Below are 15,165 nucleotides of genomic sequence, written 5' to 3'. Positions count from 1 at the left end.
ATATTTGTTTGACCGAAAGGTTATGGAAGATGGATAGATAGGTGTAAAGGTTATGAGTGATTTTAACGAAGCGCTTTATTTTCGCGATTTGAATCGTTATCCGACGCTCTCCCCGCAGGAGGAGATGGCGCTCTTGACGATTATCAGGTCGGACGAGAGTGAAGAAATCCGCAAGTCCGCACTGCAGCGGTTGATTCGCGGTAACCTCCGCTTCGTGGTCAGCGTCGCCCGCAAGTACCAGGGCCGCGGCCTCGCCCTCCTCGACCTCATCAACGAGGGCAACCTCGGACTATTCAAGGCGGCAAAGCGCTTCGACATGGATAAGGACGTGAAGTTCATCTCCTATGCCGTGTGGTGGATCCGCCAGTCCATCCAGAAGGCCTTGTTTGAACAGGTGGGCGCCGTCCGTATTCCGCCCAACAAGCTTGCTCTTGTGAACCGCTTCAAGCGCGCGCTGATGCTCAATGGCGGCGACTACGACAAGACGATTTCCATGGAAGAATTCGCCCCGTTCGAAAAGGACATCGTCGAGGTGATGGAAAAGATTGTCGATATTTCCCTGGATGCGCCTATCGGTGACGATGTCGGCGGAAGCGGAGCCGATTCCGTGAGCACGCTCATGGATGTGCTTGGTTCCGACGGCAACCAGGACGACGACATGGAGAAGGAAGAACGCAAGAAGCTCATCCAGGAAACGCTTGCTTCGCTCCCGCGCCGTGAAGAGGAAATCCTCCGCATGTTCTATGGACTTGACACCGTGGAAGACACGACGCTCAAGGATATCGGCGAAGACCTGCGCCTTTCCCGTGAACGCGTCCGTCAAATCAAGAACAAGACCTTGCGCCGCCTGCAGCGTAGCAAGGAACATAAAGAAAAACTTGTCGATTTCCTGGAGCTTTAATGTCTCGATCATCGTCGGCGGCTCGTAAGGCCGCATATTGGTTTCTGGCTGTATGCTGCGGAGCCCTCCTTGCTTTTGGCGGCTTCAGGCTCTATGAAGAATTCGGCCCTTCCAAGATTTCGGTCGATGGAGTCCCGTTCGGGGTCCCTGCGGGAACTACGGTAGTCCGTGGCGACACTCCCGACATGAACAAGCAGCTCGAACAGCTTCCCCTGCAGACCCAGACCGAAGTCCGTCGCGCTTTTGAACTTTCCCGTTCCGGTTCCAGCCGTCCCGCCTACGAGATTCTCGATGCGGTGGTCCTCCTGTTCCCGAGCCTGATGCCTGCTGTGTGGGGCGAAGTTAATACTTTGTTCGAAATGGATTCCCTCACGGAACAGGAAAGGGAACGCCTGAACCTGCTGGTGGCGCGCCTCCAGACGGCCTATCCCAATTCCGGCGTCGAGGCTTACCTCGAAAGCCGCAAGGCGTTCGCTGCAGGAAACTCCTCGCTTGCCATGCAGCTGGTCCGCGCTGCGGCAGAAAAGGCGCCTGCCCTTTACGAGGCGAGGCTCTGGTACGGGATGCTCCTGATGAACGAGGGACGCTATGCGCAGGCGGTCGCCGAGACGCGCACGGCCATCAGCCTTTCGGCGGGGAACTCCCCGCGCGCTTACGAGACTCTCGCTAAACTCTATCACGACCAGGGCATGCTCGACAGCTGTTCTGCCGTTGTGGAATATGCCCTTTCGCAGTATCCCGTAGATGCGGAACTGATGCTGCTCCAGGGATACCTCGCGGAATACCGCGGGCATTTCGATGCCGCCGACAAGATCTATCAGCGCATCCTCGCGTTCCGCCCCGAATTCAAGAAGGCTGCCGCCGCATCTGCCACGCTCGGTGAAAAGTCTCCTCCGGGACCGGGCTCCGCGGTGAACCTCACGCCCAGGGACCGTGCGCAGATGGCCATCGATATCCTGGAACCGCTGGTGGACCGCTATCCCGAAAACCTGCCGCTGCGCGAAGCTCTCGGCCTTGCCTTTCTCAAGGGCCGCGAATTTGAACGTGCCCGCATCCAGTTCCAGGAAATCATGGGGCGCGATGCGGAATATCCCGATATCCAGTTGCGCCTCCAGGAAGCGAACGTGACGAAGCCTGCGCCGGTCTCGGGTTCCGACGGCCTGGCCGCGAACTTGAACCGTGCACTCGACAGCATCAAGGGCTCGACGGCGCCGACAAAGGAACATGACTTCACGACGATGCTTGGGCACTACCTTGTCCGCTACGGAGCGACTCCGGGTGAATTTTTCAAGAAGTACGCCATCAGCAATTTTCGCCCCATCAAGACGAACGTGTGGCAGGAGACTTTCTACGAGGCGCCCTACCGTCATACCTATACGGTGGTGTTCGATTCGCTCAACCATTTCCGCAAGGTCCATGTGACGGTTTTTGATTCCTCTTCTTCTTCGAACCATATCGGGCTTGCCCCCGAAATCTACACGCGGCTCCTGAAGCAGAACTCTCGTATATCGGGAATCGGCAGCAGCACGGGCGAGACGGTCTGCAGCGACAGCGTCGTTATCGATGCCGCCGTGTGGGAGACGCAGGATAACTTCGAAATCCTTGCCCGGTTCGTGGGGGTGCAGGCTGAAGTGCGCATGGTCCGTTTCGACAAGTCCGCGCTTCCGCCGGGGCTCAAGCTCTGCGACTATATTCCCTACCTGAAGGAATTCTAGAACTTTGCCGAAAATTGGCCACGTTGCCGGATAACGGCGGTGGCTAATTTTGTATTTTTACACATATGTTGCGCATCCGCTATATCGTGCTCGTTTTTGCCGCCTTTCTGTTCGAGGGCTGCACGTGTTGCGCATACCTGAACCACATGTTTAACGCGGAACGCCTGTACGACGAGGCGACCGAGATGCGGACGGCGCGTCTGGATAGCGTGCCCGATGCGGAAGCGTCTTCGCCGTCTAGCGAAGAACGCCAGAAATACGACAAGGTCATCGAGAAGGGCTCCCGCGTCCTCGAACGTTTTCCCAAGAACAAGAAGCGCACTGCCGAAGCCGTGTTCCTTATCGGGGAATCCTTCCGTCACAAGGGCGAATGGGGCAAGGCGATAATCAAGTACGACGAGTTTGAACGCTATTTCGCCGACCACGATTCCATGCGCACGGTGGAATACCAGCGTGCCTACTGCCTTTACAAGAACCAGGAATACAACATCAGCCGGTTTGCCCTGGAACCTGTCATTGCAAGCAAGGACCATCCTTACTATTTCCAGGGGCTGAACCTGCTTTCGCTTCTGGATGAGAAATCGGAACATCCGGACCAGGCCATTGCCGCCTTGGAAGCGGTGCTGGCCGATACGGCGGGGACGCCCTTCATGCGGGCGAAGGCGCACTTCCGGTTGGCGGGGCTCTACTACAAAAAGGAAAACTGGGACAAGGCGCGGGAACATTACAAGGCTCCCGAAATCGAACAGCTGACCGTGCGCGAAAGACAGACGGCGGGCGAACAGGCTGCGGAATGCCTCATCAACAAGAAGGAATACCTGAAGGGCGCCGACGAATACAAGGAACTCTACAAGAATCCGGAATATGAGGCGAAGAAGGGGGATTACCTGGTGCGTATCGGTGAGGCTACCTTGCTCGGCGACCGCTATCCCGACGCTTTTGTCATCTTCCAGAAGGTGAACACGGAATACCCGAAGTCGACGAATGCGGCCCGCAGCTACTTTAACCTCGGCGACTACGAGCAGACCAAGAAGCTCAATTACGAACAGGCGATGGTCTACTACGACAGCAGCTTTATCTCGAGGACGATTTCGGAATGGGGCAAGATGAGCCGCGAACGCCGCGATGCCCTGCGCAAGCTTGTCACGCTCAGGAACCAGAGCGATGACATGAAGCAGAAGGATTCGATTCCCAACATGGATCATTTCTTCGGCGTGGAGTTCGCGATTGCGGAACTGTTCCTGTTCAAGCTTTCCGAAGTGGACAGCGCGATTGCTAGGCTTACGGAAATTATCGAGACGACGGATGACTCGGTGAAGGTGTTGCGGGCGACTTACGCGCGGGCCTTTATCTACGACGAGTTCAAGGGTGACGAGGACAAGGCGGAAGAACTCTACAAGGAAGTTATCGAGAAGTTCCCGGGTACCGAGTACGCAAAGCAGGCGCAGGCGAACCTGGGCATGAAGGTGACCATCAAGACCCGCGACGACGAGGCCCGCGAAATCTACATGCGTGCAGAAAGCCTCTGGACGGTGGCGACGGAAATTCCTCTCGACCAGATGGAACTCGTGGATACGGCGTATGCGAATGCCTTTGCCGTATTCGACAGCCTCTACAACGAATATCCGGACACGGAATCGGGAATCCAGGCCCTCTACATGAAGGCCATCTACTATCGCATGAATCCGGAGCGCCTGGATAGTGCGGTGGCAATCTACAAGACACTTCGCGACAAGCACGGCCGCACCCCGTGGGGCCAGGAAGCGGCGAAGGTCCTGAATACGAGACTCAAGACGTCGGATTCCGACCTCGAACGCTTGCGCAAGCGTGTGAAGGAAAGTGTCGAGCACATAGAGCAGCTTTCGGCGCAGTATTACCAGAACCTTAGCAAGAAGCCCGAAGAAAAGCAGGCCGAGGTCAAGACCAAGGAAGACGAGGTGCTCGAGAATACGTACAACAGCATGTACGATTTCGAGTAGGGGAGGCCTGTGCGCGCGTTCCTGGCTTCGTTGGCGTGTGTCGCGGTCCTTATTTCGGGATGTGCGGCGGGCAATGCGAAAATCGCATCGCGCAAGGGCTACGTGCGTTTCCCCGAAAAGCATTACGCGTCTGGCGAAAAAGCCGAAATCGGTCTGAAGATTCGGGGGGAGGCGAGCTATTACGGCCCCGGATTCCATGGCAAGCAGACGGCGAGCGGAGAAATCTTCGACCAGGAAGACTATACCTGTGCGCACAAGAGCCTGCCCTTCGGTACAAAACTGAAGGTGGTGCGCGTCGACAACGGCAGCAACGTCGTGGTGCGCGTGAACGACCGGGGCCCGTACGTCGACGGCCGCATCCTCGACTTGAGTGTTGCCGCCGGGAAAAAGATAGGCCTTGACAAGGTCGGCCACGCCGAGGTGGTTGCGACCGTCGTGGAGTGACATTCCCGCCTCCGAAAACAAAAATCAGAAAAAAAATGAAGAATGTCATTATTTGACATTGCGGGATTCTATATTTTACTGCACAGAGAAGCACTTATGCGTTTGTGTGCTCCTCTTCGAAAAAAAAGAGGTAAAATATGGTTAAAAGAGTCAGTCCCTGGGATTCCGGTTTCTCGATGTTCAAGCGCCGCATTGGCGAACAGCTGCAACTGAACGGTTTTTCGGACGGCCTTGTCGATGATTCCGAACTGCTTTCGTTCTACCGCATGGGCGAAAGCGAAACCTACGTGCTTTCTGCACTCGGTTGCGCGGTTGGAATGTAGGGCCTTATTTAGCCTTGTAGCTGACGAAACGGATGTTCCCGCAGAAGTCCTTGTGGCTTCCGGTAAATTCGAGCCAGGGGTAGTTGTCGGCTTCCGCCTCGAGCATGGGGGCCTGTTCCGAACCGATTTCGAGGAAAATCGGGGCGCCCGCATTCAGCTTGCCTTCGGTCTGCTGGAGCATCTTGCGCACGAGCGTGAGGCCGTCGGGTCCGCCGTAGAGGGCGAGTTCCGGGTCGAACTTGTCTACTTCGGGCTGGAGTTTCCCCTTCTCGCTGTCGGGAATGTAGGGGAGGTTCGCGATGAGGCAGCTGATTTTAGGCAAGGTCGCTGAGCTTGCCGAAGCGCCGACAATCTTCGCCACGATGTCGCCCGTTACGGCGTCAAGCAGGTCGCCCTGCGCGAAGGTGAGGCTTGCGCCTTCGGTGCTTTCTCCGAGCCCGTTCGCTTCTGCATTTTCGCGGGCGAGTGCGAGCGCGTCTTCGGAAATGTCTGTCGCGAGGACCTTCGCACCCGGGATTTCCTTTGCACAGGAGATGGCGATGGCGCCCGTGCCCGTTCCCACTTCGACGACGAAGGGAGCAGAAACACCCTCGAGCGATTTCTTCGCCATGTCGACGAGTTCCTCGGTTTCCGGACGCGGGACCAGCGCACGCGTGTCGCACTTGATGATGTGCCCGCGGAAGCTCGTGTCGCCTATGATGTGCTGCAGCGGTTCGCGGTTCGCGCGGCGCGCTACCAGCGGGCGGAGCGTGTCGAGTTCGGCTGCGGTCAGGGGCTTCTCGAAGTTCAGGTACAGGTCCATGCGGTTTTTCATGCCGAGACCATGGCTGATGATGTATTCCGCATCCAGCCGCGCGTCGGGCACGCCCTTCTTTTCGAAGAAGACCTTCGTGCGATTGAGGATTTCAAGTACGGTCATTTGCGGCATTTTCTTGTTATGCCCGCGAAGGCGGACATCTCCTTTAAGCGGTGAACTTCCCGAGTTTCTCCTGCGCGTTGGCCATCTGGAGCCCGTTGATGATTTCATCCAGGTCGCCGGTGATGACCTTGTCCAGGTTGTACAGGGTAAGGCCGATGCGGTGGTCGGTCACGCGGTTCTGCGGGAAGTTGTAGGTGCGGATTTTCGCGCTGCGGTCGCCGGTGCCCACGAGGGCCTTGCGGCTGGCGGCTTCTTCTTGTTCCTTCTTTGCAATCACGGCGTCCAAAATTTTGGAACGCAGCATTTCCATGGCATGCAGGCGGTTCTGCAACTGGCTACGTTCGGTCTGGCAGCTCACCACCACGCCTGTCGGAATGTGGGTGAGTCGCACGGCGGAGTCCGTCTTGTTGATGTACTGGCCGCCTGCGCCCGAAGAACGGTAGGTGTCCATGTGGATGTCCGCTTCCCGGATTTCCACGTCCACTTCTTCGGCTTCGGGGAGGATTGCGACTGTTGCCGCCGAGGTGTGGACGCGGCCCTGGGCTTCGGTTTCGGGCACGCGCTGCACGCGGTGCACGCCGCTTTCGAACTTGAGCGTGCCGTAGACGCTGTCGCCTTCAATGAACACGCGGATTTCCTTGTAGCCGCCCACGGTGCCTTCGCTCGCATCCTGGATGGTCATCTTCCAGCCCATGCGGCTGCAGTAGCCCTGGTACATGCGGAACAGGTCGCCCGCGAAGAGCGCCGATTCGTCGCCGCCGGTACCGCCGCGGATTTCGAGCGTCGCGTTGCGGTAGTCCCACGGGTCCTTCGGCACCATCAGTATCTGCAGCTCGTCGGTCACGCCCGGCAACTTCTTCTCGATGTCCGAAATTTCGGATTTTGCCATCGCGACCATCTCGGGATCCGGGTCTCCGAGAGCCGCCTTGTATTCGGCGAGGTCGTTTACCAGTTGCAGGTATTCCTTCGCCTTTTGTACGGCCTTCTCGATACCCTTGTACTGCTTGTGAATCTTGTTGTAGCGGGCCTGGTCGGCGAGAACGTCCGGGTTCCCGAGTTCCGATTCCAGTTCCTCGTACTTTTCAATCAGTTTTTGAGCCTTGTCTTTCATCGTGCCCAAATCTAAAAAAATTTATATACTTTAGTATAGACCTATCTTGAAATGGTCGCTCGGAATCCTGCTATGCTTTTATAGACAACATCCCGACTATGAATTTGTAGAGGGTCGTTTCCGGTTCGATGAGCGGCATGGAAATCCTGAAAGGAGAAACAGTGTCGAACCCTTAATCCGGACGTCCAATGCCATTTTGGATAAAATAGATAATTTGGGACTTTCGAAAGAATTTGGCGCAACTCAGGGCCTCTTGCAGAATCAGGTGTCGAAAATGCTGGGCAGCTATGGAATGTGCAATGGCGAGGATGCGTTTCGGACGTGCAATTACCGTGTGAATTGGCCTTGTCAAGACCGTAAGGATAGGACGTCAGGAGTGGATGGACCATAACGTGCTCTTCGGGGAAGGACTTACGGGAAAATATGGAGTAGCACTTGTAGGGAACGAGGATTTGTCCAATATCACCAGCGTGGCCATGGATCGGCTTTCGTATGCAGTCCCTAGCGGCGAAGCGAATTCCTGGTTCGTAATGATGGACCTGAATTTGCGGGCGCTGATCTATCAGGATTTTATCGAAAAACCTGACATCAAGGAAAATCATCGCGGGGTTTGCCCTGTAGGTTTTCATGTCCCGACCCGTGCGGAATGGGAGGAACTGATTTCTTATGTTGCCATGGATATGGTGAAATTCCGCAGCTATAGCCTGTTCCGCGATTATGCAAAAGCCTACGAAGCGGATGACACGAAAGCGATGTCTCGGATCAATGACGAACTGGATGCGTCTTACAGCAGGTGGCGAAAGGGCCGGAAGGACGTCTTTGACTGTAGGGATGGAGAAAGGTGCCGCTTCAATGTATGGGATATGCAGTGTGTCATCGAGGAGGAAATCGTGAAACACCTCTGCAAGAAGGGCGCATGGCCGCTTGATGAAAACGGAAATGACCAGTGCCTGGATTCGTATGGATTCTCCATGCTCCCCAATAGCTTGACAGGAGGGGACATGTCTTATTGGACGGCGGACGCCAATATTTCGAAATGCAGGGATATCTTTGAAAAAGGCCGCCACCAGTGCGTGTACGATATCGAGGGCTTGGGCTTTACAGTAAAATACGGTGCCTCTGTAAAGAAAACCTGGCAGGGCTTTGAATTCTCGCGTATTGAACCGAGACTCGGATTTGCAAATCTCCGTTGCCTAAAAAACAGGGAAAATACCTATATTTCCAGGTAGGCGCTTTTGCGTTGAAGGTGGGTTAGAATGTTTTTTGGGAGCAAGAGGCTCGTTCCCTTATTCCTGTTATTGTGGCTTGTCGCATGTGGCGATGACGAGAGTTCCGGTGGAAACACAGGAACTCCGGTAGCTGACGAGAAGACGATTTCGGGCGTGGTACAGAAGGGCCCCTATGCGAAGGGCGCGTCCGTCTCCGTGCATGAACTTGATGCTGGCATGCTGTTGCTTACGGGGAACCATTACGAAGGAAAGGTGCAAAACGATTCGGGAGCCTATTCGGTCACCTTCGACGAGTTTGACTCTCCGTATGCCATACTTGAGGCCAGTGGCCTTTTCAGGAATGAACTGACGGGCGCAAAGACCAAATCGTCTGTGACGTTGTATGCGGTGACGGATTTGTCCGAGCGTGATTCGGTGAATGTGAACTTGCTGACCCATCTGGAATACGCACGCGTGCTTTACCTTGTCACCGTGAAACACATGTCGTTCTCCGAAGCGAAAGCGCAGGCCGAACGCGAGGTGATGGCCGCATTTGGTATCAAGGGAGACTTTGGACTGGCGGAGGATCTGAATGCCTTTGGGAACGGGGATGGGAGCGCGGCCCTGCTTGCCATGAGTGTGCTTGTGCTTGGATGCTTGAATACGGAATCCGGCCCCTTCAGCTTGGGGAATCCCAAAGGGGGCGCTGGTGAGGAATCGAAACTTTCGGAACGCCTTTCGAATATGGTTTTTGATATCGAGAAAGATGGCGAATGGAACGACAAGTCGACCATCGTGAAAATAGCCGACTGGGCGGCAAACCAGAGCATGGAAGGCGGTCTCGACTCAATCCGTGAAACGGTCGCTTCGTGGAAGATGTCCAAGAAGGTCCCGGCATTTGAAAAGTATGTGGACAATTTTTGGCGGATGGCTTATGGGTTCGATGTGTGCGATGGAAAACGCGAGAACGAGGCGCGACGCAATATGAACCCGAAAAGCGCAATGGAAGGTGTTTATTTTGTATGCCAAAACGGGAAGTGGGTGTCGGAAGAATACTTGGAGGATGATTCTGACACGACGGATGTCAAGGATACGACAGAAAATAGAGACACGGTAAGCTTCGATTACGGCAAACTGGTGGATGCCCGTGACGGACAGGCTTACCGTACCATCGAAATCGGAATTCAGAACTGGATGGCCGATGACTTGAACTACGGGGGAAGCTCCGAATATTATTGGGACGACGCCAAGGAAGTTTGCCCTGCGGGTTGGCACTTGCCGAGCAAGGAAGAATGGGATTACTTGTTCAGGAGTATAGGTAGCACGTCACAATCTGAACTGGATAAACGCGGTTTTGCGGCAAGGCCTGCCGGACTGCTGGGCGTGAGTTATTGGACGAGTTCGTATGACAAGGATTCCCAGGGCAGATACCCGTATGACATCTTTTTTTCAAGTACGGGAACAGGAATGTCGAAGTTGCATGATTCGACTTCACGATTCCCGGTCCGTTGCGTGCAGGATTACGAAACGCTTTCTGCGTGCGATGAGGAAAATTTGCACAGGGTCGCGAGATATAACAACATGGTCTACTATGTCTGCGAAGAAGACGGCTGGCATATGATGAACTATGACGAATATAACGAGTTCAAGTGGACGGGTGCGGTGGAAGGCAAAACGCTGTGGGATGGCTCTGATCCGCGTATGTGCTATGTTTACGATAATGGTGCTTGGTATGAACGCGATAGTTCCAACTGCAAGTTAGGACTTGGTGGCTGTACTGCGGCGCGACAGGGGGAATTGTCGAGGTCGTCTAAATCCGTATGGTACACTTGCGATAATGGCACTTGGGTGGGGACAATGGATTCCACTGTGGACCAGATAATGTTGGGCACCGATTACGACGAGGGCACTGTCGTGAAATGTCCGTCAAATGGCCGCTACTGTGTGTTTCAGGATGGCCATTGGCGCGAGGGAACCAAGATGGATAGCGTCCTCTATGCTTTGGGAGGCACCCCGTGCATGGTAGAGGGTGATACGTCCAAGGTGAAGTATGCAGGTGAATACTATGTGTGTCGCTACGTGTCGTGGCGTGCGGTTCACATGCAATGGGAGACGGCTCCGCTGATATACAGCGATACCTACGAAGACCGGGATGAGTGTAGCGCGACAGGGCTATATGGCGACGGATCTTTCCATAACAAGCATGATAATGCGACTGGACGCGTCTACGTATGCGAAAATGGTGGATTCCGGTTGCCTACGGAGAGGGAAATGAGCCTGAATTTGGGCTGTACAAGTTATATCTACGGCAAGAAAATTACGGTAAACAATACGCATTTCGTGTGTGGCGAAGAGGGCTGGAAAATAGATTCGACCGCGTGGGAATATGGCTCGTTCACGGATGCGCGCGACGGCAGGGTGTACAAGACAATCGACATCTGGGGCCAGACATGGATGGCTGAAAACCTGGACTACAGGGATTCTGTCTCAAAGCCCGAACTGGAAGGGAATCGCTGGTGCTATGACAATGAGGCAGAACAGTGCGACACCTACGGCTCGTTCTATTCTTGTGAATTGTCCAGCCAGGTATGCCCTGCGGGTTGGCATTTGCCGTCGATATCGGATTGGTTTGAGTTGTACAATTTTATAGTGCTTATGGGTGGTGACCCGCAGAATGGTTTGCGGGCGAAGGAAGGCTGGTCCGATAATACGGGGCATAGCAGGAACGGAACTGATGTGCTTGGTTTTACGGCACTCCCTGGCGGAATCATGTATGAAGTAGGTTCGTATGGAGATGCTACGCGACAAGCGTGGTTCTGGTATGCGCAGGACTGCTCGCTGAACGAGTATGAAGCTTTCTATTTGTCCAGCGAGGAAGTAAACTTTGTTTCGAGCTCTGTTTCGAACGGCAAGATAACGGAAGCGTATAGCATCCGCTGTATAAAGGATTAATGCGCCTCTAGCCAGTTCTCGCCGAAGCCCACACTCGCGACGAGGGGGACCTTCAGTTCCATGGCGCCTTCCATTTCGGATTTCACCATCTGGGCCATCGCTTCTACCTGGTCGCGGGGGCATTCGAATACAAGTTCGTCGTGCACCTGCAGCATCATGCGGAGCGGGAGGTTCTCGGCGTTGATTCGCTTCTGGATGCGGATCATCGCAATCTTGATGAGATCGGCGGCGGAGCCTTGGACGGGAGTATTCACGGCCATGCGCTCGGCCATTTGCGATTCCATGCGGTCGCTAGAATCGATGCCCGCAATGTAGCGGCGGCGGCCCGAAAGCGTTTCCACATAGCCGTCGCGGTGGGCGGCCGCCTTGGTATCTTCAATAAACTGCTGTACACCCTGGTACATCCCGAAGTAACCGTCGATGAAGTCCCTTGCCTGCGACATCGGGATTTTTAGGTCACGGGCGAGGCGGAAGGCCGTCATCCCGTAGAGCACGCCGAAATTCACGACTTTTGCATCGCGCCTCATGTCGCTCGTGACGGCGTCGAGATCCACCCCGTAAATTGCTGCTGCTGTGCGGGCGTGAATGTCGATGCCTTCCTTGTAACTTTCGATGAGCGCGGCATCGCCACTCAGGTGCGCAAGCATTCTGAGTTCAATCTGCGAGTAGTCCACCGCAAGGATGACGTTATCCTTACTCTGCGGGATAAATGCTGCGCGAATTTTTTTGCCGAGGTCACTACGCACGGGAATGTTCTGCAGGTTCGGATCGCGGCTCGAAAGGCGGCCCGTCGCGGTACCCCACTGGATAAAGCTCGTGTGGATGCGGCGCGTATCTGGATTGATGAGCGTCGGGAGCACCGAGATGTAGGTGCTCTGCATCTTCTTGAGTTCGCGGTACTCGATGACGGCAAAGACAATCGGGTGCGGCGCCTTGTAGCTGAGTTCTTCGAGAACCACGGCGTCGGTGCTGCGCTTCTTGATTTCAGGGAGGCCGAGCGTATCGAAAAGCACGTCGCCCAGCTGCTTTGGCGAACCGATGTTGAATTCGACGCCTGCCATGTCGCAGATTTCCTTCTCCAGATTCTCGATGCGGCGGCCCAGTTCCTGCTCCAGCGTCTTGAGAGCCGGGACATCGATGGCGACACCCACGGATTCCATCTGGTACAAAACCTTCAGGAGGGGCATCTCCTGCGCGAAGAAATACTTCACGTAGTCGAGCTTTTCGAGTTCCTGCTTGAGCGGTTTCCAAAGGCGGAGCGTGTAGACTGCATCTTCGGCGCCGTATTCGGTGGCTTCCTTGATGGGCGCGCGGTTGAACGTAATCTGGTTTTTGCCGCGACCAATCAAGTTCTCAATCGGGATCATCTCGTGCTGTAGACGCTGCATCACCTGATTGTCGAGCCCGAGGCCCGATTGCCCCGGCGAAAGCATCCAGGCGGCAATGAGCGTGTCGATGATGTTTGCGTTGTCGATGACGGCTTGCGGAATCTTGAACGCGCGTGCGAGAACGTGCAGGTCGAATTTCGCGTTATGGAATACGAACGCGCGCGGCGTCTCGAAACCTGCGGCGGGTGTGTGGTCTGCGAAAAATTCCTTGAACCACTCCTTCGCCTTGTTGAAGTCGAAGTTGCCGCCCTTGCCCGCGGGGAGCGGGAACCCGATTTCGTCGGTGTGCGCGAGCGGGACATAGTAACCCTTCGCCGGGTCTGCCGAAAGGCAGAGGCCCACGATGTTGCATTGCATCGGATCGAGCCCGTCCGTTTCGGTATCGATGCCCACGGTACTTGCAGCCGCAAATTCAGCCTTCATCTGCTCAAAAACTTCATCGGTATCGACGCAGATGTATGTGGGCAAGTCTTCTACGGGGAAACTTGCGGCAACGGGTTCGCCGTCGCTTACAAAACCCGCCTTGCTCGGGACCTTCTCGAGCAGGCGCAACAAACTATTGATTTCGTGGTCCTTGAACATCTGTGCCAAGGTGTCCACGTGCAGGCCGTTGTATTCGAGGGCGTCGAGGTTCCCGCTAAAGGCGCGCTTGGTCTGGAGCGTCACCAGTTCGCGGCTGAGGAAAGCCTTTTCGCGGTTGTTCGCCAAATTGTCGTGCAAACCCTTCTTGGTAATCTTGTCGAGATTCGCGTACAGGTTGTCCATGTCGCCATAATCGTTCAGCAACTGGATGGCCGTCTTCGGGCCCACCTTCGGCACGCCGGGAACATTGTCGCTCGCATCACCCATGAGCGCGAGGTAGTCGCGTATCTTTTCCGGCGGGAGCCCGTACTTTTCCATCACCTGCTCGGGGCCAAAATCTATTCCATCGGCGCCCTTCGTCAGGTGGAAAAGGTGAATCTTGTCTGTCACGATCTGCGACATGTCTTTGTCTTTACTGAGAATCACGACACTGTCGAATCCCGCCTCGACCGCAGCCACCGCGGTACTTGCCATCACGTCGTCCGCCTCGTAGCCCGGTTCCGAAAGCAGCGGAATTCCGCTAGCCTCGAGACTTTCGCCCAGCAGCGGCATCTGCGCCGCCATCTCTTCGGGCATGGGCCCGCGATTCGCCTTGTAGTCGGGGTAAAGTTCGTGCCTGAAGGTTTTCGTATGTGCCACGTCGCGAGCGATCGCAAAGTGCGTGGGCTTGTGCTTTGCCAAAATGCGGAGTACCGCACCCCAGTAGCCGTGCATCATCGACACGTCTTCGCCCTGGCTGTTCTTGAGCGGGTTTTGCGAGTAGGCGTAGAACATGCGGAACGCGAGCGCGTACGAATCGAGCAAAAGTAGAGTTTTTTCAGGCATGTTTTGAATGTAGAAAATTTGTATATTGGATTTATGTAAAAAAGGAGTTGAATATGCAATCAAGAGTTAAAGAGGCTCTCATTCTGGCGCTTGCCATTTTGTGCCTGGGTGCATTTTTCTATCGCGCGCAAATCGATGTCAAGGAACGCGACCGCGTGGTGTTCGTGCGTGGCCTTGCCGAACGCGAAGTACCGGCTGATTTCGTGATTTGGCCGATTGTTTACAAAGAAGTGGGCAACGACCTTGCGGAACTTTCTGCAACGCTACAGTCCAAGACGCAGATACTTGAAAAGTTCCTGCTCGAAAACGGCGTTAAAAAAGAAAACATTACTTACTCGACCCCGGCCATTGTCGATGCCGATGGCGAATTGTATAGCGGCGGTAAACATAATTACCGCTATGTGGCAACCGTGGTTGCGACTGTTGCGACAAACGATGTGGCCCTTGTCCGCAAGACCATGGAAAAGCAGGGCGAACTCCTGAAACATGGAATTGCCTTTAGCGGTAGCGATTACCAGTACCGCACCATTTATAGCTTTAACGGCCTCAACGAAATCAAGCCTGCCATGATTGACGAAGCGACTAAGAACGCGCGCACCGCTGCCGAAAAATTTGCCAAGGATTCCGACAGCAAACTTGGCAAAATCAAGACGGCTACGCAGGGAGTGTTCTCCATTGAAAACCGCGACGAAAATACGCCGTACATCAAGAAAGTCCGCGTCGTGACGAACGTGCAGTATTTCTTGGAAGATTAGGAAAAGATGACACCCGGCACCCTCTATCAAGCAAAATAGCGAAAAAAAGTGAGGGCAAAATTG

11 protein-coding genes are annotated in these 15,165 nt (G+C 54.9%); 8 read left to right on the top strand and 3 right to left on the bottom strand.

Annotated elements, in window-relative coordinates:
• Nucleotides 1-52 precede the first annotated feature (52 nt).
• The 5 genes from B2952_RS11150 (at nt 53) to B2952_RS11130 (ending at nt 5,362) form a co-directional block, all read left to right on the top strand.
• On the top strand, nt 53-901 hold the full coding sequence (locus tag B2952_RS11150; protein ID WP_173365738.1) for a sigma-70 family RNA polymerase sigma factor: 849 nt from the start codon (nt 53-55) through the stop codon (nt 899-901).
• Nucleotides 901-2,616 carry a tetratricopeptide repeat protein gene (locus B2952_RS11145; protein WP_290726328.1) on the top strand — a complete coding sequence of 572 codons (1,716 nt, stop codon included), beginning with the start codon at nt 901-903 and terminating at the stop codon, nt 2,614-2,616. Before B2952_RS11150 ends, B2952_RS11145 begins: the two co-directional genes overlap by 1 nt.
• 65 nt (nt 2,617-2,681) lie before the next feature.
• Nucleotides 2,682-4,595 (top strand): tetratricopeptide repeat protein, encoded by a 1,914-nt coding sequence (locus tag B2952_RS11140; protein WP_173381750.1) that lies wholly within the window; start codon nt 2,682-2,684, stop codon nt 4,593-4,595.
• A 9-nt stretch (nt 4,596-4,604) separates the two neighbouring features.
• Nucleotides 4,605-5,039, top strand: a complete 435-nt coding sequence (locus B2952_RS11135; RefSeq protein WP_290734269.1) for a septal ring lytic transglycosylase RlpA family protein — start codon at nt 4,605-4,607, stop codon at nt 5,037-5,039.
• Between the two features lie 137 nt (nt 5,040-5,176).
• Nucleotides 5,177-5,362: a hypothetical protein gene (locus B2952_RS11130; RefSeq protein WP_173381751.1), complete on the top strand. Its 186-nt coding sequence runs from the start codon at nt 5,177-5,179 to the stop codon at nt 5,360-5,362.
• A 4-nt stretch (nt 5,363-5,366) separates the two neighbouring features.
• Here B2952_RS11130 and prmC read toward each other — a convergent pair whose 3' ends face one another.
• Nucleotides 5,367-6,281: a peptide chain release factor N(5)-glutamine methyltransferase gene (prmC, locus tag B2952_RS11125; RefSeq protein ID WP_290734271.1), complete on the bottom strand. Its 915-nt coding sequence runs from the start codon at nt 6,279-6,281 to the stop codon at nt 5,367-5,369.
• A 43-nt stretch (nt 6,282-6,324) separates the two neighbouring features.
• Nucleotides 6,325-7,392, bottom strand: coding sequence for a peptide chain release factor 1 (gene prfA, locus B2952_RS11120; RefSeq protein WP_290734273.1), 1,068 nt, complete (start codon nt 7,390-7,392; stop codon nt 6,325-6,327).
• Between the two features lie 338 nt (nt 7,393-7,730).
• On the opposite strand from prfA, the gene B2952_RS11115 reads away from it, so the two are divergent.
• Nucleotides 7,731-8,621, top strand: coding sequence for an FISUMP domain-containing protein (locus B2952_RS11115; RefSeq protein WP_349682244.1), 891 nt, complete (start codon nt 7,731-7,733; stop codon nt 8,619-8,621).
• 27 nt (nt 8,622-8,648) lie between these two features.
• Nucleotides 8,649-11,552: an FISUMP domain-containing protein gene (locus tag B2952_RS11110; RefSeq protein ID WP_290734275.1), complete on the top strand. Its 2,904-nt coding sequence runs from the start codon at nt 8,649-8,651 to the stop codon at nt 11,550-11,552.
• On the opposite strand, the gene polA is transcribed toward B2952_RS11110, so the two are convergent.
• Nucleotides 11,549-14,347, bottom strand: a complete 2,799-nt coding sequence (gene polA, locus B2952_RS11105; protein WP_290734277.1) for a DNA polymerase I — start codon at nt 14,345-14,347, stop codon at nt 11,549-11,551. The genes B2952_RS11110 and polA overlap by 4 nt on opposite strands.
• 53 nt (nt 14,348-14,400) lie before the next feature.
• Between polA and B2952_RS11100 the strand changes: the two genes are divergently transcribed.
• Entirely contained in the window at nt 14,401-15,102 is a 702-nt protein-coding gene (locus B2952_RS11100; protein ID WP_290734279.1) for an SIMPL domain-containing protein, read from the top strand.
• Nucleotides 15,103-15,165: the final 63 nt, after the last annotated feature.

Origin of the sequence: Fibrobacter sp. UBA7003, assembly GCA_002449765.1 — a bacterium.
GTDB lineage: Bacteria > Fibrobacterota > Fibrobacteria > Fibrobacterales > Fibrobacteraceae > Fibrobacter.
This window is presented reverse-complemented; position numbering and strand designations above follow the sequence as displayed.